Below are 22,164 nucleotides of genomic sequence, written 5' to 3' on the forward strand. Positions count from 1 at the left end.
GGCTAAAATTAGCTCACGCCATTATTTAATTGCGATGAAATAAAACGTTTTGCAGCATCTAGGTTATCAAATAAACATTGGTTAAAATCTACATCGCGTTTAGCGTTTTGCATTATTCGCTGCATTTGGCTTATAGCAATAGGGGAGGTGAGGACAAATGCACTTATCAAGCAGTTAGTGTGCTGCATATGTGTGCTTATGGCGACCATTTCTTGCTCTGCATCGGGCGTAGCTGCAAGTACACACGATGAGTCGCTTATGTAACCCCATTGCTTACCTTCAAATTCAGCCACTGTATCAAAAAGGGCAGTTTTAAAGTTGGCCAATAGCTCTAGGTCTAAATTTCCGCTAAATTGGGCAATAACTATATTGCCCTCAACGGATAAAGTTACCTCTGCATGCTTATTTTTATACTTCATCGTAGGTTCCTAATTTAAATTAGTTTATAACTTATACCAATTTGCTTAATTAAGTTAGCTTTCTTGAGGCTAGAAAAAAATGTTGATAGCTTGGCAAAAAATTCGCTATTTAGTTGTTCTAGGTAATTGCTCCTTCATTGCTCTACCTTCTGCATCCATGCAGGCGTAAATGAGCATTTTGTAACGAAGGTAGCGATATGTTCAACCCCGCAAAATGATTAAGTATTATCGCACATGGGTATTAAAAGCCACTAAAGTGACTTTAAATAATCTAACGCGCCGGTAATAACAGCAACTTGCGCTTGAGTACACTGCTCATCTGAGGCAGTTGGGCTATCTGGGTATACTTCGGTTGTAGTTACATAAGGGGCATTGGTAAAGCCCATGCATAAGCCCAATTCGCGTGCTGCGTAATTGATAACGCCAAATTGCTCCTGCGGTACACCAATTAATTGATTGTTTTCGTCACTGGGGGCAATGTGCGTCACCTTCTCAACACTATTTAAAATGGCTTTTTGAAAATCAGGTGCTGGTTTTTTGCTATCAGCCACTAAATAAAAACCATCTGGTATGTTCCAGTTGGTGTTAATTTTACCATCGCGCGCCGCCAAAGCGGGTCTAAATTCACTGTTGTCTGTGTCTGTGGTTTCGTGCAGATCAATATGCGCAACTAACTCAGTGTTAAGCGAGGCTACATATTTCATAATAGCTGCAGATTCTTGGGCAGGGCTGTTATCGTAAAAAGAGCGGTTTGGATCAATAGCTTCTGGGTTCCAGCGGTTTATGGTTTCAAAACCCCACGGGCTAATACAAGGTGCAATAATAAAGTTAAAACGCGTTGTATAAGATGCAACAGCGGTTTGAGCAAATGCCAGCGCACCCATAACGCCACTTGTTTCGTAGCCGTGCACACCCCCAGTAATTAACACGGTAGGGCGATCACTTTGCCAATTTTTACTTTTAAATAAATAAAGTGCAAAGCTAAGCGGCGAATAATTTAATTCGCCGTACTGCTCTACATCTAAGAACTCATTAGGCTGGGTAATTTTACTTACTACGAGCTGGTTATAATCGCGTTTTTTTTGTTGAAGTTGTAACCATGCTGCTTTATCACTGTCGTTCCATGGTTTATTAGGGGTACCAATTGGGTATAAAGTGTCGCTCATTGTGTGCCTTTAACTTGTCGCTTTATAAAGGCGTTAGCTTATCGCTGCAATTAACGGCCTGCAACTAGAAATGCTCAGTTACACCTGCCGTGTTTTCGTACAAGGTGGCGTTTTCACGTTTATGTTTTTCAAATAAATACTCACGTAATACCTCTTTGCCACTTTTGATACTGACAATTTTTGCGGCATAGCCTAAATTAGTTTTACGGACTAAATCTATAAGCAGAGTGACTTTTTTCTTATTGGGTAGTTTAAACGTAATATGTTGCGCGTGGGTAAGGCTATAGCGATGATCGCGCGGCTTTAATAGCACGCCACTGCTTGAGAGCGAAAGCACATAAAAGCGCTCGCTTTGTAAATGCAGGTCTGAATAACGCCAGCTTCTGTCTACACCTTCGGTATCAATTACCTCAGGCGCACTCAGTACGGGGTTTAAGTAGCCGTCATCGTTGAGCTTAAACTCAAGCGGAAACCACAACTGATAATGGCCCACCTCAGCTAACATGGTTAATTTAGCGTGAGACAACAAACCTTTTAGTGTATCTGGCAAAGCCGTTTTTAAGCTAAGCTGCGAGTTATCGTTTGTATTGTCCTTGTTACTGCCTACAACAGACGAAATAAAACTTAACTCTTCCTTAGTTAAATCCATATTATTTCTCGTTTAATTAAAGCTTCACATTAAACTAATACAGTGATTTGTTCAATATTTAAGCTGAAAAATTAAACTAATATAAACACCTGTTTAGAGTAAATACTTAAGACGAGTTGATTGTTTTAGGAGGTGTTTAGCGCAGTTTAAACACCCAATGTACACAGCCTATGGGGTCTTTATAAGGCCTGCTTGTACTTGCTTTGGTTAACCACGCAGCCACTTTTAAGGCGGGGCGCGCCTTGGCGTTTAAACTGTGATAAAATTTATTTTTAATTTTAGTTTATTCAAGGTTTTATGGCGCAGTTTATTGCCACTCCAAGCTGGTTAGGACGTTTTTTTACGCGTATTAACACCGTTACTATTAAGCAAAGTTCACTCGTTATACATTTTAAAAATACTACTTCACGCGCCTATTTAATTAACGACTTTACTAATTTTACACAATTTAAAAAAGGCCTGTTTAGCGGGAAAATAACCCTCAACCATAATAAAAAAACGGTAATTAGCTTTTTAAATAAACAGCAGGCTCAAACGCTTAGTGAGCAGCTAAACAGCGTTTTTGCCAATCACCTAGAAGAAAAAGTGAATACAGCAAAAACGCTTGTAAAACGTTATGCAACAAACGAGTATCTTCGCGACTCAAACGTGCCGTTATTAAAATCGGCGGTGTTTTCACTGGTACAGCAGTACGGCGCAATACCTGCACTATGGCAGCAGCATTTATCGGCCATTAATATTAAGTTTTTAACTATTTTAAGTAGCTCACCAACAGTAGCGCATGCCACAGAGCAGCTACGTAAAAGTTATGAGCAAAAAGCACTAACGGCAAGAGCCGACTTCTATAATGTGGTTGAATCAAACCCGCTTACACACGATCAACGCCTTGCTGTTATACGCAATAACGACAAAAATTTAGTGCTAGCGGCCGCAGGCACTGGCAAAACCTCAGTAATGGTTGCAAAGGCCTTGGATTTAATTGCCCACGGTGGTGTAAAGCCCGAGCAAATATTGATACTTGCTTATAATAAAAATGCGGCAAACGAATTAAATCAACGCTTTAATTTAAGGGCGCAGCAAGCAAACTTAAACGTTACGCCGCCTACTATTTTAACCTTTCATGCGCTGGGGCTTAAGTTACTGCAAAGCGCTAATAAAACACGTAGCTTATCGCCTTTTGCAAACGATGCTATGGCGCTTAATCAATGGTTTACACAGTGGCTTAGTAATACCCTAAAAACAGACTCACGTTTTTGTAAAACTTTTGTTGAGACACTGTATGAACCTACTGATAGCCTCAATACCGAAACTAGAACCGCAACTAAAACCGCCTTAAAAGCACAAACCTATCACACCTTATCGGGGATAAAAGTAAGCAGTTATCAGCACTTATTAGTTGCCAACTGGCTTTATATGTATGGTATTGAACACACTTACCAAAATGATGACACCGCCGATTTTTACTTGCCACAGCACCAGGTTTACTTGGCGCATTTTGTGACAGATAGGCAAGGTAATTCAGTGCAGCATGCACCTAATTTACACAATAGCGAGCATATTAAATATGTACGCGCGCACCATAAAAAACAGGGTCATGCGTTGGTGCAAACATTTCATTATAACTGGCAAGAAGGTCAGCTTGAGCAGCGTTTAAAAGCACAACTACAAAAACATAAAGTACACATTAACCCCGTAGATAACCACGCAGTGTACGAGCGTTTATCTGCGACAGGGCTGTTAAAGCAAAATATAAATAAGTACTTAAACTGCCTAAGCGCAATACGGGGTGAGCAACTATCTAACGCTCAAATAGCAGCGCGAATAGCTAAAAGTGGCATTATGAATCATAAAAGTTATGCAACATTATTGGTGGCAATGCAGCGTGCATACTACGAAAAATTAAAAGAGCAAGATGCTATTGATTTTGACGACATGATTGCAAGCGCAGCTCAGGCGGTTAAATTGGGGGAGGTAAGTGTACCTTGGCGCCATATTTTAGTTGATGAATTTCAAGACATTTCATGCGCACGCATGGCGTTTTTAAATACTTTAATAAAGAGTGGTCCGCAACCTTGTTTTACTGCGGTTGGCGATGATTGGCAGGCTATTTATCGGTTTTCGGGCGGTAATTTGGCGCTCACCACGCAGTTTAACGATTTAATAGGCAGTCATTCACTCACGTTATTGCAAAAAACGTTTAGATATAACAACAGTATTAGTGAGGTAGCGGGGCGCTTTGTAATGCAAAACCCTGAACAATATAAAAAGCACATAACCACACATACGCAAGTAAGCACCCCTCAAGTTGTGTTACTTGACGATTTACACCAAGGTAAAAAGTCAGTAGCACTAAAAGTGCAGCAAATCATAGCCACAATTAATAAAAATAATAACACAGCCAGTATTGCCGTATTGAGCCGTTATCGGTTTATGCTTAATGAAGTAGAGCAGCACTTAGCAGGTAACAACTTTGCTAACTCACTGCATTTTTGGACGCTGCATGGCTCTAAAGGACTCGAAGCCGATTACTGTATTATTATAGGTTTTGAGCAGGGCAAGTTAGGTTTTCCAAGCAATAACCCGGGTAATTTACTTGTTGAGGCATTATTGCCCGCACAAGATACCTTTAATCATTCAGAGGAGCGACGTTTATTGTACGTAGGGATCACGCGCGCTAAGCATAAAAGCTATTTAATTGCTCCGCCATCTGCGTGTTCTGAATTTATTAGCGAGCTAATAAACGATAATTACCCTATTGATATAGCCTCTAATTTGTTTGTAAAACAGAGTAAGCACAATAAATAAGGTTAATGATTAAATGTAAGAGTATTGGCTGCGTAAAACGCACATCGCGCTTTTGTAACTAGCTTTATACACTAATGCCATGTGTCGCAATCATTGAGACCCACATTTACTATTTAGCCTGCCATTACATGCTGTTAAACTTAACGCCTATTTAGATCATTTTTGAGAGCGTTATGCGTACCCGTGCTTTTTTTACTAAGCGAGTGAGCTTTATATTCGTTTTATTTACTTTATTTTCATTTAAAGGGGCTGCCCAGCAGCAAGAGCAAACCCTTATTTTAGCCGGTAGTACAATTAATAGCTGCAGTGCTAATACGGCGCAAAATTGCAATACGCAAAATAACTCAAAGTCACAAAGCGTGTTTAAGGTAACCAATGCTAACCTTGAGCAAATAAAATTAAATTGGCCTACTAACAATTCAAATAACCAAGCAAATGTTTTAAATACCTTACGTGCCCTTAGTAGCAAAAATGCAAACGCAGTCTCTAAAAGTGAGCTGCTTTGGCAATGGCGGGATATAAACAACGAGCAACTCAATAGCCTAACAAAGCAAGAGTTTAACTTTGTGTTTGATATGCTCGAACAGCCTCATGCAAACACCACCCCAAAAGCTGAGCCACCAAGCAACGGCATATTGCAATTTATAGCGGGGAGCTTAAAGGTTGCTAACCCAACACCTACCTTATTAATTATTAGCGCAGCCCAGCGCGACCCATACGCACAGGTAGAGGCGCTTAAAACACTTTTACCAAAAGGTGTAACCAGCCAATGGTTGCCGCTTACACCAGCACTTGCTAAAGCAATTACTAACAATACCTGTAGTGATTTACCGGCGCTGCGTCACTCACAAATGAACCTGTATAATCGCAGCAATGTATACCCCGAGCTCATAAAGGCTGAGCAAACACTTTGTAATAATGGGGTTGAGGCGTTAGTTAATTTAATAAACACCAGCACCGGTGTTTTATTTAGCGACGGCAAGGCTAAAAATGCTTTAAAAGCACTGTATGATGAAAATAATACTGCCTACCCTTGGACTAACGCGCTTAAAACTCGCCCTGTTATTGTCGGGCTAGGTGCAGGAAGCAAAATACAAAGCGAAAACGTCTATCTCTCACAGCACCAAAGCGAAGCGATATTAAAAGAAAAGCTTGCCCCACAGCCTAATGCACTTAACGGGTTAAACACGTTTACCTATGGGCCACTCAGCACTCGCTTTAGTGAGCAAAATCAAACGCTAAACCTAGCGAGTACATTAAATACCGCAAAGCAAAAAAACGGTGATATTAAGCACGGTTTTGGTATTGATGAAAACACAGCCCTTGTTGTTATTAAATCCAACAAAGGAAATTTAATGACCGTAATAGGGCAAAGTGGGGTTGCGCATTTAAGTACGCAGCAAAAAGCAAACAGCTATAACTACTCGTACTGGCCTGCTCGCAGTGTAATAGATATTACTAATGCCGGGTTTGAACTTAGCGAGCGCACCATTAGCCAAGCATTAGCGCCTATTAAAATACCACCTTTACCGGTGCAGCGTTTTGCCAATATTTTAACCGATTCAAAACTACGCTCGCTTACGCAAGCTATGTGCCTAAGCCAAGAGCAAAGTGCGGTAGGGCAACAAGATGACCTTTTAATAAATTTAACTGCCACAAAAAATACGCATTATTACCGCATTAATACCCAGCCGTATGGTTGCGCATTAAGTAATTTGTCACTGAATGTAGAGCGCTTTTAACCTTAAGCGCTAGTACTAAATATACTTACTAACCCGATACAAAGGTTTATGTTTATTTTAATGGGCTTTAAAATAGCGCCCAAGAAATTTATACCTATTCACTTAATTTAGTGGTTACGTTTTGCGAATAGGCATTAACCAAGCAGATTTACAGAGAGCAGTTTATGAATAACGAGCACGACATAATCGACAACCTAGCAGAGCTAGAGAACTTTTTAGTTATGGTAGAAAACGGCGGCTTAGGCTTAAAAGGTGTATCGGGTGTAGGTATGGCTACAAGCAATAAAGACGGCAGCCATTTTGTTGCAGTATTTGACGACAAACAACAGTTATTACTGGCGCGTGGCATAACAGCCGAGGTATTTGAAAACGGTAAAGACATGGTGCGTAACGGCGTAGGGCGTACACACTAATAAAAACTAAAAAGCGCCGTATGGCGCTTTTAACTGCTTAAAACTAACTCTAAAATATTTAAAGCCTGTCGACTTGTTTTGAACTAATACTGGTCACAATATTATTTTCAAAACGGATCAATACAATGTACATCCCACCAATCGAGCCTTTTAGTTTATAAGTAAACTCTTCTGTTTTAACTAATTTGTCGCCATTACCAATATCAACAGCTTCATTAAGCACATCTTTATAAAGTGGTGCGCCCACTACAGCTACAATGTCAGATTTAGTTTTACCCACACTTAATAGATTTCCGTTTTTAAGTCGAAAACTACCTTGGGCAAACGCAAAGCTTGAAATAAAAAGAGATAAAAGCAGAGGAAACACAATACGTTTTTTCATAAGTCATCCTTAAACACACAGTATTTAATGCTAGGTATACAAGGTAATACAGAAAAATGACAGTGAAAAAGAAATAAAGAGGAGGTTAAATGGTCGGTATGGCAGGATTTGAACCTGCGACCCCTGACACCCCATGACAGTGCGCTACCAAGCTGCGCTACATACCGACGTTGTTTGCAATAGTACGTATATTTTATTAAAAATCAATAAGTGATTGTTTGTTTGCGTGTTTATTGTGCAAATGAGCTAAAAAACTTTAAGCTAAGGGCGTATCGCCCTTAGCGAGCATCCGGCGCCAGCGCATGTTAAGCCACCAAAGAACAACACGCCCTAATCTTTATTTAGCCATTGGTTGATCGAGTCATACATTTCATCGCGTATCAGCGGTTGTGCTTCTTTATTTGGATGTAATTGATCTCTTTGCATTAAGTTTGGCTTATCTGCCACATTAAGCATAAAAAAGTTAAGTAAATGAGCATTTGTTTTTTCACTTACTTGTGTAAAACTGTCAGTGAACATTTTACTGTAACGCGGCCCGTAATTAGGGGGAATATAAATTTCCATTAACGCGACCATGGCATTTTCAGCTTGGCTTTTTTCGATTAAATCCGTTAAGTTGGCCTGCATTTTTGTTACCGGAAAACCACGTAAACCATCATTAGCACCAAGCTCAATAAGTACATGGCTTGGTTGGTATTGCGCTAGTAAGGCATCTAGCCTGCGTAAAGCTCCACCGGTAGTTTCGCCACTAATACTGGCATTAATTAGCTCTATATTACGCTGCTCTGCATCGTATTTATCTTGTAACAATTTAACCCAGCCTTGCTCTTGTTTAAGCCCATAGGCTGCACTTAAACTGTCTCCAAGTATTAAAATCGTGTTGTCGGCCGCCGCACTAAGTGGTTTGATAACTAAAAATAAAACGAATACAAAACGTAGGATTGAATGAGTCATATGTCAGCGCTTTCTCAATTAAATATTATTCAAGTAAATGGTTTGTCTAAAGTAGTTTCTACCTTCGAAGGTGAGTTGCCCATCCTCAGCGACATCAGCTTTAATGTCAAGCATGGCGAGTCAGTTGCTATTGTTGGCACCTCTGGCTCAGGAAAATCCACGTTATTAAGTTTATTAGCGGGGCTAGATACCGCCAGCAGTGGTGAAATTACCCTTGATGGCGAGCCGCTACATAAATTAGATGAAGAGCAACGCGCGGCATTGCGTGCTGAAAAAGTAGGTTTTGTATTTCAATCTTTTATGTTGGTACAAAGCTTAACCGCACTTGAAAACGTGATGTTGCCGGCAGAGCTCGCTGGCGAAAGCGATGCCAAAGAGCAAGCTCTAGCCCTATTAGAAAAAGTGGGGCTGAGCCATCGTATTGACCATTACCCATCGCAACTTTCTGGTGGTGAGCAGCAACGTGTAGCCATTGCCCGCGCTTTTATTGGCACACCTAAAATTTTATTTGCCGATGAGCCCTCTGCAAATTTAGACAGTAAAAACGGCAAAATGGTGGAGTCACTATTATTTGATTTAAACCAGCAGCACGGCACAACGCTAATTTTAGTAACTCACGATGAAGCACTCGCGCAAAAGTGCCAGCATATTGTACAAATTGAAGCGGGCTGCTTAGTTAAAAACTCAAAAGAGGACGTAGCGAATGTGGGCTAAGTTAGCACTTAAATTATTTGCGCGTGAATTTCGCCGCGGCGAACTAACGGTAATTAGTGCCGCCATTGCGCTGGCGGTATTAACGGTGCTCACACTGTCTATGGTCACTGAGCGAATAGCACAAAGCATAGCGCAAAAAAGTAGCGCGTTTATCGCCGCAGATAGAGTACTGGCAAGCGCCCATGAGCTAGACACGGCGTTTATTAGCAAAGCCAAACAAGAAAACTTACAAACTGCGCAAATGATCTACTTTGATACCATGTTATTTGCCAACGACGAGATGCAATTTACCTCGGTAAAAGCGGCGTCTAACGAATACCCGTTAAAAGGCGAGTTAAAAGTAAAATCATCATTGCTTGGTGAAACACAAGTAGCGCAGGGCGGCCCAAAGCCTGGCAATGTGTGGCTAAGTGAATCGGTTTTTTACAGCTTAAATATTGATATTGGCAGCCAAGTAGAGCTAGGCGCAGCAGTATTTAATGTAGAAAAAGTGGTGGTTGAAGAGCCAGATGCGCCGTTTAATGTATTTTCGAGCAGCCGCAGAGTGCTTATAAATATTGCCGATGTAGCAAAAACTGAGGTTATTCAACCTGGCAGCCGAGTAAATTATCGCCAGCTTTATGCAGGCGATGAATCAGATATAACCCGGTTTTATGAATGGTTAAAGCCGCAAATGGCTGAAAACCAACGTTGGTATGGCGTAAAAGATAGGCAGTCGCCCATATCAAATAGCTTAAACCGTGCCGAAAGCTTTTTATTACTGGCAGGTTTGCTGGGCATTATTTTGGCTACGGTTGCTATTGCTGTGTCGGCAAAGCGTTATTGTGAGCGCCAATACGACCCCGTAGCAATGATGAAAACACTTGGCGGAAGCCGTGCATTAATTCGTAAAATATATTTTATGCACTTACTCATGGTGTGTGCTTTAGCGGTTATTGTGGGATTAGCCATAGGCTACGGTTTGCAAGAAATAGCCACTGGTTATTTAGCAAAAAGTATGGATATGAGCTTACCTGCCGCCGGGTTTAAACCTTGGCTGGTGGCCATTAGCACAGGCGTTATATGTGCGGTTATGTTCTCTATTAAGCCACTGCTTGATTTATTTGATATTCCACCGCTTAGAGTATTACGCCGTAATTTAGGGGACAGACTAGCGGTAAGCCGTGTGCACTTAGGTTTAAGTGCGCTTACGGTGTTTTTATTAATGTGGTTATTTAGTAATAACATTAAAATAACGCTTATTTTATTTGTCTCTACGCTTGCTTTGATTGCGGTTTTGTTTGTTATTTCAAAACTAATATTTGGCGGAGGTCGTAAATTAGGCTTAAAACCAGGCAACAGTTGGTCGTTAGCTATTGCTTCTATACAAAAGCGTGCCAACGTAAATGCGGTGCAGCTTATTAGCTTTTCGTTGGCGATAAAATTGCTATTGTTTTTGATTGTGCTTAAAAACGACATGATCTCAGATTGGCAGTCTCAATTACCCGCCGATGCGCCTAATGCATTTTTAGTTAATATTACGCAAAACGAACTTGAGCCTGTAAATAATTACCTAGCAGAGAACGATATTTTAGTTTCGGATTTTTATCCAACCATTCGTGGGCGTGTAAATGCGGTAAATGGAGAGCTTGTTGCGCGTAAAGTGTCGTTGCAAGATAACGAGAAAAAAGATGAAGAAGCGCGTTCAGGCATTGGCCGTGAGCTTAATCTAACCTGGCTTGATAATGTACCAGCCCAAAACGAAATTGTGCAAGGGCAGTGGTTTGGCGAAGGCGCAGTGGGCGAGGCATCGGTTGAGGAGTCTATGTTGGAGCGCCTAGACGTAGAAATAGGCGACACCTTAACATTTTTAATTGGTGCGCAATCATTTGACGCTAAAATTACCAGTGTGCGTAAAGTAAATTGGGCGACGCTAAAACCTAACTTTTTTATTATTTTAAGCCCCGATGTGCTAAAAGATTTTCCGGCAACGTATATTTCATCTGTGCGAATAGAGCCAGATCAAAAGAAAGCGTTTAGCCAGTTACTGCGCACTTATCCAACCATTACCGCCATCGATGTAGATAACTTTGTTAAGCAAATACAGTCAACCATTGAGCAGGTGTCGTTAGCTATTGGCTTTGTGCTTGCTATTGTGGTTTTGTGTGGCGCATTAGTGCTTATATCTCAGGTGCAAGCGAGCCTTGGCGAGCGAATGCAAGAAATAGTAATACTGCGAACGTTAGGCGCCAAAGGGCGGCTAATAAAAAATGCGACGCTTTATGAGTTTTTGCTATTAGGTGGCTTAGCCGGGTTTGTAGCTGCATTATTTAGTGATGTAGCCTTGCTGATTGTTCAGCAGCAAATGTTTGACTTAGCCGGTAAGTTGCACCCAACAATTTGGCTAATAGGGCCAGTGTCGGGCGGGGTGTTTGTAGCCGCGCTTGGCTACTTTATGATTGCCCGTAAACTTAAACAAAATACCCAAGGCTTAGTACGTGCTTTAGCCTAAGCTATACTTTTAACGCTAAACGCCCGCACTAAGTTGCGGGCGTTTTTGTTTTTACTCGCCACTGGTAATTTATACAGTGCTCTGGCATTATTACCGTTATTGAAAAATAACAATAATGAGTGTGCTGTTTGGCCATTATTTTAGGGATAGACCCAGGTTCGCGTTTAACCGGTTATGGTGTGGTTGCGCATCAAGGCGCTAAATTTACCTATTTAGGAAGCGGGTGCATTAAATTAGCCGAGCATGAGTTCCCCATACGATTAAAAATGATCTACCAAGGGATCACGCAAATAATAGAGCAGTTCTCCCCCGAAACCTTTGCCATAGAAAAAGTATTTATGGCGCATAACCCGGATGCCGCGCTAAAACTTGGCCAAGCCCGAGGAGCCGCCATAGTGGGAGCCTCTATGGCCGACTTACCCGTATTTGAATACTCAGCACGGCAAATTAAACAAGCCGTGGTAGGTAATGGCGGTGCCGATAAGTCGCAAGTGCAACACATGGTAAAAAATATTTTAAAATTACCTGGCACACCGCAAGCCGATGCGGCCGATGCGCTTGCCATTGCAATTTGCCATGCGCACTCAGAACAAAATTTAATAAAACTAGCGGGTAGCGCAAGCAAAACCGTTAGAGGACGTTTAAGGAAATAAATATGATTGGCCGTTTAAATGGCACTTTAGTTGAAAAGCAGCCGCCCGAAATTTTATTAGAAGTAAGCGGCGTAGGCTACGAAGTACAAATGCCCATGACCTGTTTTTACGACTTACCCAATATTGGCGAAAACGCCATAGTGTACACGCACTTTGTAGTACGCGAAGACGCACAACTATTATTTGGCTTTAATAATAAAACCGAGCGCGCGCTTTTTAGAGAACTATTAAAAGCAAATGGTGTGGGCCCTAAACTAGGCTTAGCTATTTTGTCGGGCATGTCGGCGCAGCAATTTGTTAGTTGCGTAAACAACGAAGATGCCACAACATTGGTTAAATTACCGGGTGTGGGTAAAAAAACCGCTGAGCGTTTAGTGCTAGAAATGAAAGACCGCTTAAAAGATTGGGGTAACGATTTATTTACGCCATTTAGCGATAATGCCGTTATAGAGCCTCCTAGCGATGCAACAATTGCCAATAATGCTGCAGACGATGCCGTATCGGCACTTGTTGCGCTTGGTTATAAATTGCCACAGGCGCAAAAAGCAGTAAAATCGGTAAGTAAACCCGATATGTCTACTGAGGTTCTTATTAAAGAATCTTTAAAATCAATGTTGTGAGTAAACCATGATTGAAGCTGATCGTTTAATTGACGCGAGCAAAAAAACCAACGAAGACACCATAGACCGCGCAATAAGGCCCAAGCTTTTAGCCGACTACAAAGGTCAGCCGCATGTTAAGCAGCAAATGGAAATATTTATAGAGGCAGCGCGCAGCCGCGGTGAAGCGCTCGATCATCTATTAATATTTGGCCCGCCGGGCTTAGGTAAAACCACGCTTGCTAATATTGTTGCCAATGAGCTTAATGTAAGTATTAAAACCACTTCAGGCCCAGTACTTGAAAAAGCCGGCGATCTTGCTGCATTGCTTACCAACCTTGAAGAAGGCGACGTGCTGTTTATTGATGAAATACACAGACTCAGCCCACAAGTTGAAGAAATACTTTACCCCGCAATGGAAGATTACCAACTCGATATTATGATTGGTGAAGGCCCCGCTGCACGCTCTATTAAATTAGACTTACCGCCGTTTACGCTTATTGGCGCGACAACACGCGCAGGCTCACTTACCTCACCACTAAGAGACCGTTTTGGCATAGTGCAGCGCTTAGAGTTTTACTCGGTAGCTGACCTATCGCATATAGTGGGGCGCTCTGCACATTACCTAGATTTACAAATGTGCGACGATGGCGCTACCGAAATTGCAAAACGCTCACGAGGCACACCGCGTATAGCTAACCGCTTATTGCGCCGTGTGCGCGATTACACGCAAGTAAAATCAGATGGTACAGTAAATGCCTCCGTTGCCGAGCTGGCCCTTGATATGATTGACGTAGATAAAAGCGGGTTTGATTACATGGACCGTAAATACTTACTTGCCATTATCGAAAAATTTATGGGTGGGCCTGTAGGGCTAGATAATTTAGCCGCCGCCATAGGCGAAGAAAAAGAAACCATTGAAGATGTAATAGAGCCGTTTTTAATTCAGCAAGGTTTTATACAGCGCACACCGCGCGGGCGAATTGTATCTGACAATGCGTATCATCACTTTGGTTTACTCCCAAAACAAGATTAACCCCTCTTTAGCCTGTTACAGTAAATGTAGCGGGCTACTTCCTCTGTTAAATGTAATACCAATTTGCAATAACACTTAATCATTTTGCGAGGCGAACGTGTCGCTACATGCGTTTAATAACTCTCATTTACGACTGCATGCAGAATGTATAGCAGTGCAGGAGCAATTGCCAAGAACAACGAAATAGCGAATTTTTTGCCTAGCTATCAACACGTTTTTCCAGCCTCAACATAGCTCACTTAATTAAGAAAATTAGTATAGTTTTTTAAAACTTACTCAGCTTTCATCCACTTTGTTGCAAATGTAACCAATAAATTAAAATCGTTTTGTAATTCACTTAACGTTAAGACTGGCGTGGCTATGCTGCGTACCATTAAAACCAGTTAGCTTTAAAACAGTAGCAACATAAGAGACTAGATGCGGCGCTAATTGTGTTAATAAGTTTTACCTTGTAATAAACATGCTTTTTACTGAAAGTAGATAATTCAAAGATACGAGCGGGTAAAAAAAGATAGTAAATACACCGTTGGCAATTAAACAGATTGTGTAATTTATACTTATTGTATGCCAAGTTGGTGGTAAAATTTAGGCAAAAAAAAGCCCGCATATAATGCGGGCAAACAACAAGTTGAAGGAAGTAATCCAGGGAACTACGTTTTACTTAATCAGGTTTTATCCAAAAAGAGTAAAACAATGTAATACGATTAAAAATCCTATTACTAAGAACTTGGCTTAATGAAAAATGTTTCATTCAGTGCGTAAGCTCGGTATGGGAGAATAATACGGAATAAGCATTTTTTGTTCAAACTAGAAAATTTAAAATTTCAGATAAGAAAAACTAATCTGATGAATTTTTTTGTTGTTCGAATCTTGTACGTTAATTATTCGTTAAATTTATAAGTGGCTGAAAATTAATAAATAACTGCTCTGAGCTGTATTGTTACAGTATTAGTTATATTAGTACATGCAAAGTGGCGTGAATTACTTTTGCGTGCTTATGCACTTTTTATGAATAAACGGTGCGTTTTATTAAGTTTACTGCGTATATTTACGCACTTTTGTAGTATTAAATTGTGTTTTACTAAACGCGGTAGTCGCGTTTTAGAAACAAACAAGCGATTAAGCGTATGTTTAACGTTTTTTGTTGCCAATTCATAGCAATATCGTTGTCAGTAAACCCTTGACTCGATACACTAGATGCAACTTATGGCCGTTACAATGGTCTTATTTACACAAAATAACCAAATTGACGTTTTTTGAAATTATTTAGGAGTTTAACGTGGGATCAGGGCTTAATTTTTTAGATCTAATTCTAGAAGCCAGTTTGCTTGTGCAGTTAGTAATGCTAGCACTAGTAGCAATGTCTGTTATGTCATGGGCAATTATTTTTCAGCGCAAAAAAGCAATTAGCGACGCCTTGTCTGATGCAAAAAAATTCGAACAAAAATTTTGGTCAGGTATCGACTTAAGCAAACTATACAACGAAATCTCATCACGTAGCGGTCAATCTCATGGTATTGAAGCGTTATTTACATCTGGCTTTAAAGAATTTGCACGCCATAAAAAGAACACCTTTCAAAGTGCTGGCATTGTAATGGAAGGTACGCATCGCTCTATGCGTGTGGCACTGTCACGTGAAATTGAAAAACTAGAATCGAGCTTATCGTTTTTAGCGACAGTGGGTTCGATTAGCCCATATATCGGCTTATTCGGTACGGTGTGGGGTATTATGAATGCCTTTATAGCACTTGGTGAAGTGAAGCAAGCAACATTACAAATGGTAGCGCCAGGTATTGCTGAGGCACTTATTGCAACGGCAATGGGCTTATTTGCGGCTATTCCGGCTGTTATTGCGTATAACCGCTTTGCTAATAAAGTTGAAAAACTAGAATCACATTACATCAACTTTATGGAAGAATTTGCCAATATTTTACACCGTCAAGCAGCTACCCAAATAGAGGCTAAAGCGAATGTATCAGCGTAAGAAGCGCCGTCCGGTCGCAGAAATTAATGTAGTACCTTACATTGATGTAATGTTGGTATTGCTAATTATATTTATGGCAACAGCACCGCTTATTACTCACGGTGTGAAAGTTGATTTACCAAAAATGGAAGAGTCGGATTTAGTCGATACTAAAGACACGCCGCCCATTATTGCCTCGATTGACTCGGCAGGTAAGTACTACGTAAGCATAGGCACTGATCCAGAAGAGCCAATGGAAGCACTTGATGTGGCCGCGGTTATTAAGCTACAGCTAATGAAAAACCCTGATGTACCAGTAATGATTAAAGGCTCTGGTAAGGTTTCTTACCAAGAAGTGTTGTTATTAATGGACTTTTTAAAGAATGCTGGCGTACCATCTGTGGGTTTAATGACAGAATCCTTTGAGGGGACACAGTAGTAACATGAATAGTTCTATAATCAAGTCAGTACTTTTACATTTAGGTTTAGGGGGCTTTTTGTGGGCAACTGCAAATATACACCCACCGGCACCTAAAGTAATGGAAGTGACTCTTAATTCGGCTATTCCTGAGCCTGATAATGCGGTTTCGGCGGTCACGGTTGATCAAAAACAAGTTGAGCAAAAAATTGCTGAGCTACAAAAAAAAGAAGATGCTAAAAAACGCGCTGAAGATAAACGCATTCGTGACTTAGAACGCAGAGCCGCCAATGCGCGTAAACAGCGTGAAGCCGAAGCGCGTAATATTAAAAAGCTAGAGCAACAGCGCAAAGCAAAAGAGAAAGAAAAAGCACAAGCTGAGGCTGAAGCTAAAAAAGCGCGCGAAATTGAACAAAAAGAGCGTGCTAAAGCAAAACAAGCCGAAAAGCAAAAGCAAGAGGCTGAAAACGCCGCTAAAGCTGCTGCAGATAAACGCAAAGCAGAAGAAGAGGCACTAAAAAAAGCCGAAGCAGAGCGTAAAAAGCGTGAAGCAGAAGCTAAAGAACGTGCAAAAGAAGCCGAGCGTAAACGTCAGCAAGCACTGCAAGAGCAAATGTTACAAGAACAACTTGCTAAAGAGCAGGCTGCACGTAGTAAAATACGCCAACAGCAAGTAGTAAGCGAAGTTGATAAGTACCGTGCTTTAATTATGGCGCGCATTCAGCAAAACTTACTGATTGATGAAAAAATGAAAAACCAACAGTGTCGAGTAAATATTCGTCTTGGGTTTAATGGTTTAGTAACGCAAGTTAAATCGTTAGGGGGTGATAAGCTAGTGTGTGAAGCTGCACTTAGAGCTGTGCGCATGGCCGATACATTACCTGTATCTAAAGACAAAGACGTATTCGAGCAACTTAAGAATATTAATTTAACAATCAAGCCAGAATTTTAAAGGAATGATATGTTCAGCAAAATTAAAATAGCCTTTGTAGTTATATTATTAGGATTTCAGGGTGTAGCAAATGCGGCACTTGAAATTGTAATAACTGAAGGTGTAGACGGCGCACGTCCTATTGCCATCGTGCCTTTTAAATACAACGGTGTTGGCCCAATTCCACAAAAATTGAGCGATGTAATTGCTGCCGATTTAATGCGCAGTGGTAAATTTAAACCGGTAGATGTAGCACAAATGCCACAGCTTCCGAATAAAGATGGCGACATTGACTACGCAGCATGGGTAAACCAAGGTGTAGAAGCGGTTGTAGTAGGCGAGGTAGAGCAGCAAACTGATGGGCGTTACTTAGTACGCTACGAATTAGTTGATGTTATTCGTGGGCAAATTACCGGTGGCCAAACTCAAATGATGAGCAGCGGTAAACTAGTAAAAAGCCAAGACCATATTTTAGAAGCGCGCGAAAGCGTAATTGGTGAAAGTGGCTTTCGCCGATATTCACACCGCATAAGCGATGTAGTATATGAAAAGCTAACCGGTGAAAAAGGCGCGTTTTTAACTAAAATTGCTTATGTAATTGTACGTGAAGACCAAGCTAAGCCATACCAATTAGTGGTTGCCGATTACGATGGCTTTAACGAGCAAGTATTATTGCGCTCAAAAGAGCCGTTAATGTCGCCAGCTTGGTCACCAGATGGTACTAAGCTTGCGTATGTTACGTTTGAAAACCGCCAAAGCCAAATTTACATTCAAGACCTATACTCAGGTAAGCGTGAGCTGATCACTAGCTACCGCGGTATTAACGGTGCACCGCAGTTTTCACCAGATGGCAAAAAAATGTTATTGGTGCTTTCTAAAGATAAAACAGGTGCAACCGAAGTTTACGTTTTAGATTTAGCAACCCGTAAAGAAACACGCCTTACACGCCACCGTAGTATAGATACTGAACCATCTTGGTATCCAAATGGCCAGGATATTGTGTTTACATCTGAAAGGGGTGGTAATGCCCAGATTTATAAGTTAAATTTAAGAACTGGTAGGTCACAACGATTGACCTTCGACGGCGATATGAACCTAGCGGGTTCTATAACGCCAGACAGTAAAGAATTAGTGATGGTTAACCGTACCAACGGGCAGTACCATCTTGCTAAGAAAGAGCTGGCTACAGGCGCGTTTCAAGTATTAACGCGAACTCGCCTTGATGAATCACCGAGCATAGCGCCAAACGGTTCGATGATCATTTATAGCACGCTTCATAATAATAAACAGGTACTCGCGCTGGTATCGATGGACGGTCGCTTTAAAGCACGTTTACCCGTGCTAGACGGACAAGTAAAGGCACCAGCTTGGTCGCCATATTTACAGTAATATTTGCTGGTTTACTCAAAAATAGGAATCTACTCAATGCAACTTAACAAAGTACTTAAAGGCCTGCTAATCGCTGTGCCAGTAATGACATTAGCCGCTTGTAGCTCATCTTCAGATATTGATGAAGGCGCAGCTAACCAATCAAATCAAAGTGCAGTTGAGCAATCAACAAACACGGATACAGTTGAAGTAGCAACAATTTCACCTGAACAACAAGCAGAAGAGCAACTTCGTCAAAAGTATGAAGCGCTTCGTCAAGAACAAATTATTTACTTTGACTTTGACAAAGCAACTGTTGAGAACAAGTACGCAGAATTACTTCGTGCACATGCTGAGTTTTTAGTTCAGAACCCTTCAGTAAAAGTATTAATTGAAGGTCACGCTGATGAGCGCGGTACGCCTGAGTACAACATTGCACTAGGTGAGCACCGTGGCCAAGCTGTAGAAAAATACCTACAAAGCTTAGGTGTTTCTGCTAGCCAAATGTCAGTAGTTAGCTACGGTGAAGAGAAACCAATGGTTAAATCTCGCACTGAATCAGCTTTCGCTAAAAACCGCCGTGCGGTACTAGTTTACTAAGATAAGAGATATTATGAAGCCGAAAATTATTTTGGCAGCCATGATATTGAGCGGGAGCACCCAAGTTTTGGCTGCTCCCGCTCCTGTTTCAGAAGCTGCAAGTTCACAGTCGAGCATAGAGAAGCGTTTAGCGTCACTAGAAAACATGATGCAGTCGCGAAACTTATTACAAGTTGAATTACAGCAACAACTTAATCTACTTCAAGATGAAGTAAGCCAAATTCGCGGTGTTACTGAAGAGCAAAGTTATAAACTTGAAAAAGTACTTCAGCGCCAGCGTGAGCTTTATCAAGAAATAGAAAACCGCGTAAGCCAAGCGTACACACAACCCGCTGCTGCGCCTGCAACCGATTACACGCAATCGAGCGACGCACAAACCTATAGCAGTGACTTATCTGAAAACGAAGCGTATGAGCGTGCAGTAGCGCTAATAATGAAAGATAAACGCTACGACCAAGCTATTCCTGAGTTTCAAACATTTTTAACAACCTATCCTAATTCTGTGTATGCCTCTAATGCACATTATTGGCTTGGGCAGTTGCTGACTATTAAAAATGATGGTGTAAAAGCAAGTGAGCACTTTAAAGTCGTGGTTAATGAGTTTCCTAACTCAAATAAACGACCAGATGCCATGTTAAAGTTAGGCACACTTTTACAAGAGCAAGGCCTGAATCAAGAGGCTCAAAAAATATTGGGTGATCTAATTAACCAATATCCAAGTACAACTGCTGCAAAACTTGCAACCGAGCGTCTAGCTAATTAGGACGCATTTAAGCGGTGTATTTAAAGCTCAAACTACATAGAAATACTCGGCGAATCTTGTATTTGCATGTAGTTTGAGCACAAACGCTTTAATTTTGCTCACCTAGGCATAAAAACTGAAAAAAAGAGACATTTTCGGTTGCACTCATTTTATAAATAAGTATTATAAGCGCCCGCAGCAAACGAATGGTTACCCCACTCAAAATGCGGCAAAAAGAGCGGGTCATTAGCTCAGTTGGTAGAGCAGTGGACTTTTAATCCATTGGTCGATGGTTAAAGTNAGAGCGGGTCATTAGCTCAGTTGGTAGAGCAGTGGACTTTTAATCCATTGGTCGATGGTTCAAGTCCATCATGACCCACCATTCTTTATTTAGGTAAAGATTGGTTCAATCGGCGGATTTACGCAGCTCACTTAAATAGTAAGCACACAGAGCGGGTCATTAGCTCAGTTGGTAGAGCAGTGGACTTTTAATCCATTNATCCATTGGTCGATGGTTCAAGTCCATCATGACCCACCACTTCTAAAAAATCTCAACACTCCCCTTATTTTATTTAAATCAGTTTCTTATTTTTATTTATAAACAGCATGCCCAGATAGCTGTTATTTGCCCGTGTATTCTCGTATAATTTGCCGTAATTAATGCACTGTAGATGAAGTGGTCGAGAACATGAGTCTAGCTCAAACTATTATGCCTGAAGGTTATATCTTTCCTCCTAAGCCAGCGCCGTTAACTAAAGACGAGCAAGGCGAATATAAAGCACGTATTAAACAACTACTGCAAGATAAAAATGCAGTGCTGGTAGCCCATTACTATACAGATCCTGAAATTCAGGCACTTGCCGAAGAAACAGGGGGCTGTGTTGCCGACTCATTAGAAATGGCACGTTTTGGTGCTCGCCACGATGCAGACATGATCATCGTTGCAGGCGTACGTTTTATGGGTGAAACCGCTAAAATTTTAACGCCAAACAAAACGGTTGTTATGCCAACGCTAGAAGCAACGTGTTCGTTAGATATTGGTTGCCCTATTGATGAATTTTCAGCGTTTTGTGATCAGCACCCTGATCGTAAAGTTGTAGTGTATGCAAACACCTCTACAGCCGTTAAAGCCCGTGCAGATTGGATTGTAACCTCATCGTGCGCGCTTGAAATTGTAGAGCACCTAGATGAGCAAGGTGAAAAAATTATTTGGGGCCCAGATAAACACCTTGGTAGCTACATTCAAAAAAATACTGGCGCCGATATGATCATGTGGAACGGCGCATGTATCGTACACGATGAATTTAAAACAAAAGCGCTTAAAGATATGAAAGCCCTGCACCCAGACGCGGGTGTATTGGTGCATCCAGAGTCACCTGCAGAAATAGTGGCACTAGCAGATGCGGTTGGCTCAACCAGTCAACTAATAAAAGCTGCGCAAACAATGGATAACGATAAGTTTATTGTAGCGACAGACCGCGGTATTTTTTACAAAATGCAGCAGCTATGCCCAGAAAAAGAGTTTTTTGCAGCCCCAACAGCGGGTGAAGGCGCGTCATGTAAAAGTTGTGCACATTGCCCGTGGATGGCAATGAATGGCTTAAAAGCGATTGAAGAAGCTCTGATAGACCCCCGTGGTAAAGAAGTGTTTGTAGATATGGACTTACGCGAAGGCGCGCTCAAGTCACTTAATCGCATGTTAGACTTTACAGCTAGCATGGCTAAGTAATTAGCCTAATGCATAAAAACGGTTAAACCTTAAGGTTTAGCCGTTTTTTTATGCCTAAAGTAAATTGCTGATTGATTATTAGACACTTAACAGCACAAATTTAAAAAGACCTTGCACCTGTGTAACCTATTTCATACTATAACGCGCTGTTGCTAAGCAACACCGTGGAGGAATGGCTGAGTGGCTGAAGGCGCACGCCTGGAAAGTGTGTTTAGGTTAATCCCTAACGAGGGTTCGAATCCCTCTTCCTCCACCATCATTCAATATTAGGACGTCTCAGGACGTCCTTTTTTGTGTCTGCAACTAATTAAAATCAATGACTTAGAGTGTCACCCTGTCCCAGGCTGTTTCATCCAAGCTCAAAGTTTTAGTATCTGAAATGGTATTCCT

20 protein-coding genes, 3 tRNA genes and 1 pseudogene are annotated in these 22,164 nt (G+C 41.2%); 18 read left to right on the forward strand and 6 right to left on the reverse strand.

The genetic code is table 11. From position 1 onward, the window contains the following. Positions 1 to 8: 8 nt before the first annotated feature. From AN395_RS16445 to AN395_RS16455, 3 genes are all read right to left on the reverse strand, one after another. The gene (locus AN395_RS16445) at positions 9 to 419 is read right to left on the reverse strand and encodes a hypothetical protein (RefSeq protein ID WP_054983642.1); all 411 of its coding nucleotides are present in this window, start codon (positions 417 to 419) and stop codon (positions 9 to 11) included. A 251-nt stretch (positions 420 to 670) separates the two neighbouring features. Further along, positions 671 to 1,585 carry a M14 family metallocarboxypeptidase gene (locus AN395_RS16450; RefSeq protein ID WP_054983643.1) on the reverse strand — a complete coding sequence of 305 codons (915 nt, stop codon included), beginning with the start codon at positions 1,583 to 1,585 and terminating at the stop codon, positions 671 to 673. A gap of 64 nt (positions 1,586 to 1,649) precedes the next feature. After that, positions 1,650 to 2,234 (reverse strand): hypothetical protein, encoded by a 585-nt coding sequence (locus AN395_RS16455; protein ID WP_054983644.1) that lies wholly within the window; start codon positions 2,232 to 2,234, stop codon positions 1,650 to 1,652. Positions 2,235 to 2,531: 297 nt separating this feature from the next. Between AN395_RS16455 and AN395_RS16460 the strand changes: the two genes are divergently transcribed. The 3 genes from AN395_RS16460 (at position 2,532) to AN395_RS16470 (ending at position 7,194) form a co-directional block, all read left to right on the forward strand. After that, the gene (locus AN395_RS16460) at positions 2,532 to 5,039 is read left to right on the forward strand and encodes a UvrD-helicase domain-containing protein (protein ID WP_054983645.1); all 2,508 of its coding nucleotides are present in this window, start codon (positions 2,532 to 2,534) and stop codon (positions 5,037 to 5,039) included. Between the two features lie 173 nt (positions 5,040 to 5,212). Continuing rightward, entirely contained in the window at positions 5,213 to 6,781 is a 1,569-nt protein-coding gene (locus tag AN395_RS16465) for a hypothetical protein (RefSeq protein ID WP_054983646.1), read from the forward strand. A gap of 164 nt (positions 6,782 to 6,945) precedes the next feature. Continuing rightward, complete coding sequence (locus AN395_RS16470; RefSeq protein ID WP_004587250.1) at positions 6,946 to 7,194, forward strand: hypothetical protein; 249 nt, start codon at positions 6,946 to 6,948, stop codon at positions 7,192 to 7,194. Between the two features lie 58 nt (positions 7,195 to 7,252). Here the strand turns inward: AN395_RS16470 and AN395_RS16475 are convergent, their stop codons facing one another. The 3 genes from AN395_RS16475 to AN395_RS16485 all read right to left on the reverse strand — a co-directional run bounded on the left by AN395_RS16475 (position 7,253) and on the right by AN395_RS16485 (position 8,530). Beyond that, on the reverse strand, positions 7,253 to 7,576 hold the full coding sequence (locus tag AN395_RS16475; RefSeq protein ID WP_054983647.1) for a DUF2845 domain-containing protein: 324 nt from the start codon (positions 7,574 to 7,576) through the stop codon (positions 7,253 to 7,255). 90 nt (positions 7,577 to 7,666) lie between these two features. Beyond that, a tRNA-Pro gene (locus AN395_RS16480) sits at positions 7,667 to 7,743 on the reverse strand. A 163-nt stretch (positions 7,744 to 7,906) separates the two neighbouring features. Beyond that, positions 7,907 to 8,530 (reverse strand): arylesterase, encoded by a 624-nt coding sequence (locus AN395_RS16485; RefSeq protein ID WP_024032180.1) that lies wholly within the window; start codon positions 8,528 to 8,530, stop codon positions 7,907 to 7,909. On the opposite strand from AN395_RS16485, the gene AN395_RS16490 reads away from it, so the two are divergent. From AN395_RS16490 to AN395_RS16560, 15 genes and pseudogenes are all read left to right on the forward strand, one after another. Further along, complete coding sequence (locus tag AN395_RS16490) at positions 8,531 to 9,244, forward strand: ABC transporter ATP-binding protein (RefSeq protein WP_004587268.1); 714 nt, start codon at positions 8,531 to 8,533, stop codon at positions 9,242 to 9,244. Then, a complete protein-coding gene (locus AN395_RS16495; RefSeq protein ID WP_054983648.1) occupies positions 9,234 to 11,735 on the forward strand; it encodes an ABC transporter permease in 2,502 nt (833 codons plus the stop codon). The genes AN395_RS16490 and AN395_RS16495 overlap by 11 nt, the downstream gene beginning before the upstream one ends. 128 nt (positions 11,736 to 11,863) lie before the next feature. Next, positions 11,864 to 12,388: a crossover junction endodeoxyribonuclease RuvC gene (gene ruvC / locus AN395_RS16500; RefSeq protein ID WP_004587270.1), complete on the forward strand. Its 525-nt coding sequence runs from the start codon at positions 11,864 to 11,866 to the stop codon at positions 12,386 to 12,388. Positions 12,389 to 12,390: 2 nt separating this feature from the next. Beyond that, the gene (ruvA, locus tag AN395_RS16505) at positions 12,391 to 13,008 is read left to right on the forward strand and encodes a Holliday junction branch migration protein RuvA (protein ID WP_054983649.1); all 618 of its coding nucleotides are present in this window, start codon (positions 12,391 to 12,393) and stop codon (positions 13,006 to 13,008) included. Between the two features lie 7 nt (positions 13,009 to 13,015). Continuing rightward, on the forward strand, positions 13,016 to 14,023 hold the full coding sequence (gene ruvB, locus AN395_RS16510; RefSeq protein ID WP_054983650.1) for a Holliday junction branch migration DNA helicase RuvB: 1,008 nt from the start codon (positions 13,016 to 13,018) through the stop codon (positions 14,021 to 14,023). A 1,279-nt stretch (positions 14,024 to 15,302) separates the two neighbouring features. Then, the gene (tolQ, locus tag AN395_RS16515) at positions 15,303 to 16,007 is read left to right on the forward strand and encodes a protein TolQ (protein ID WP_004587273.1); all 705 of its coding nucleotides are present in this window, start codon (positions 15,303 to 15,305) and stop codon (positions 16,005 to 16,007) included. Further along, entirely contained in the window at positions 15,994 to 16,425 is a 432-nt protein-coding gene (tolR, locus tag AN395_RS16520; RefSeq protein ID WP_004587274.1) for a protein TolR, read from the forward strand. Before tolQ ends, tolR begins: the two co-directional genes overlap by 14 nt. 4 nt (positions 16,426 to 16,429) lie before the next feature. Next, complete coding sequence (gene tolA, locus AN395_RS16525; protein WP_024032176.1) at positions 16,430 to 17,356, forward strand: cell envelope integrity protein TolA; 927 nt, start codon at positions 16,430 to 16,432, stop codon at positions 17,354 to 17,356. Between the two features lie 9 nt (positions 17,357 to 17,365). After that, entirely contained in the window at positions 17,366 to 18,724 is a 1,359-nt protein-coding gene (tolB, locus tag AN395_RS16530; protein WP_004587276.1) for a Tol-Pal system beta propeller repeat protein TolB, read from the forward strand. 36 nt (positions 18,725 to 18,760) lie between these two features. Continuing rightward, a complete protein-coding gene (gene pal, locus AN395_RS16535; protein ID WP_004587277.1) occupies positions 18,761 to 19,303 on the forward strand; it encodes a peptidoglycan-associated lipoprotein Pal in 543 nt (180 codons plus the stop codon). 13 nt (positions 19,304 to 19,316) lie between these two features. Beyond that, positions 19,317 to 20,066, forward strand: coding sequence for a tol-pal system protein YbgF (gene ybgF / locus AN395_RS16540; RefSeq protein ID WP_004587278.1), 750 nt, complete (start codon positions 19,317 to 19,319; stop codon positions 20,064 to 20,066). 285 nt (positions 20,067 to 20,351) lie between these two features. Then, a tRNA-Lys gene (locus tag AN395_RS16545) sits at positions 20,352 to 20,427 on the forward strand. Between the two features lie 72 nt (positions 20,428 to 20,499). Next, a pseudogene (locus AN395_RS16550) lies at positions 20,500 to 20,583 on the forward strand. Positions 20,584 to 20,733: 150 nt separating this feature from the next. Continuing rightward, positions 20,734 to 21,774 carry a quinolinate synthase NadA gene (nadA, locus tag AN395_RS16555; protein WP_004589501.1) on the forward strand — a complete coding sequence of 347 codons (1,041 nt, stop codon included), beginning with the start codon at positions 20,734 to 20,736 and terminating at the stop codon, positions 21,772 to 21,774. A 166-nt stretch (positions 21,775 to 21,940) separates the two neighbouring features. Then, positions 21,941 to 22,030: transfer RNA gene (locus tag AN395_RS16560), tRNA-Ser, on the forward strand. The last annotated feature ends 134 nt before the right edge of the window (positions 22,031 to 22,164 follow it).

The organism is Pseudoalteromonas sp. P1-30, assembly GCF_001400005.1.
Taxonomy (GTDB): domain Bacteria; phylum Pseudomonadota; class Gammaproteobacteria; order Enterobacterales; family Alteromonadaceae; genus Pseudoalteromonas; species Pseudoalteromonas atlantica.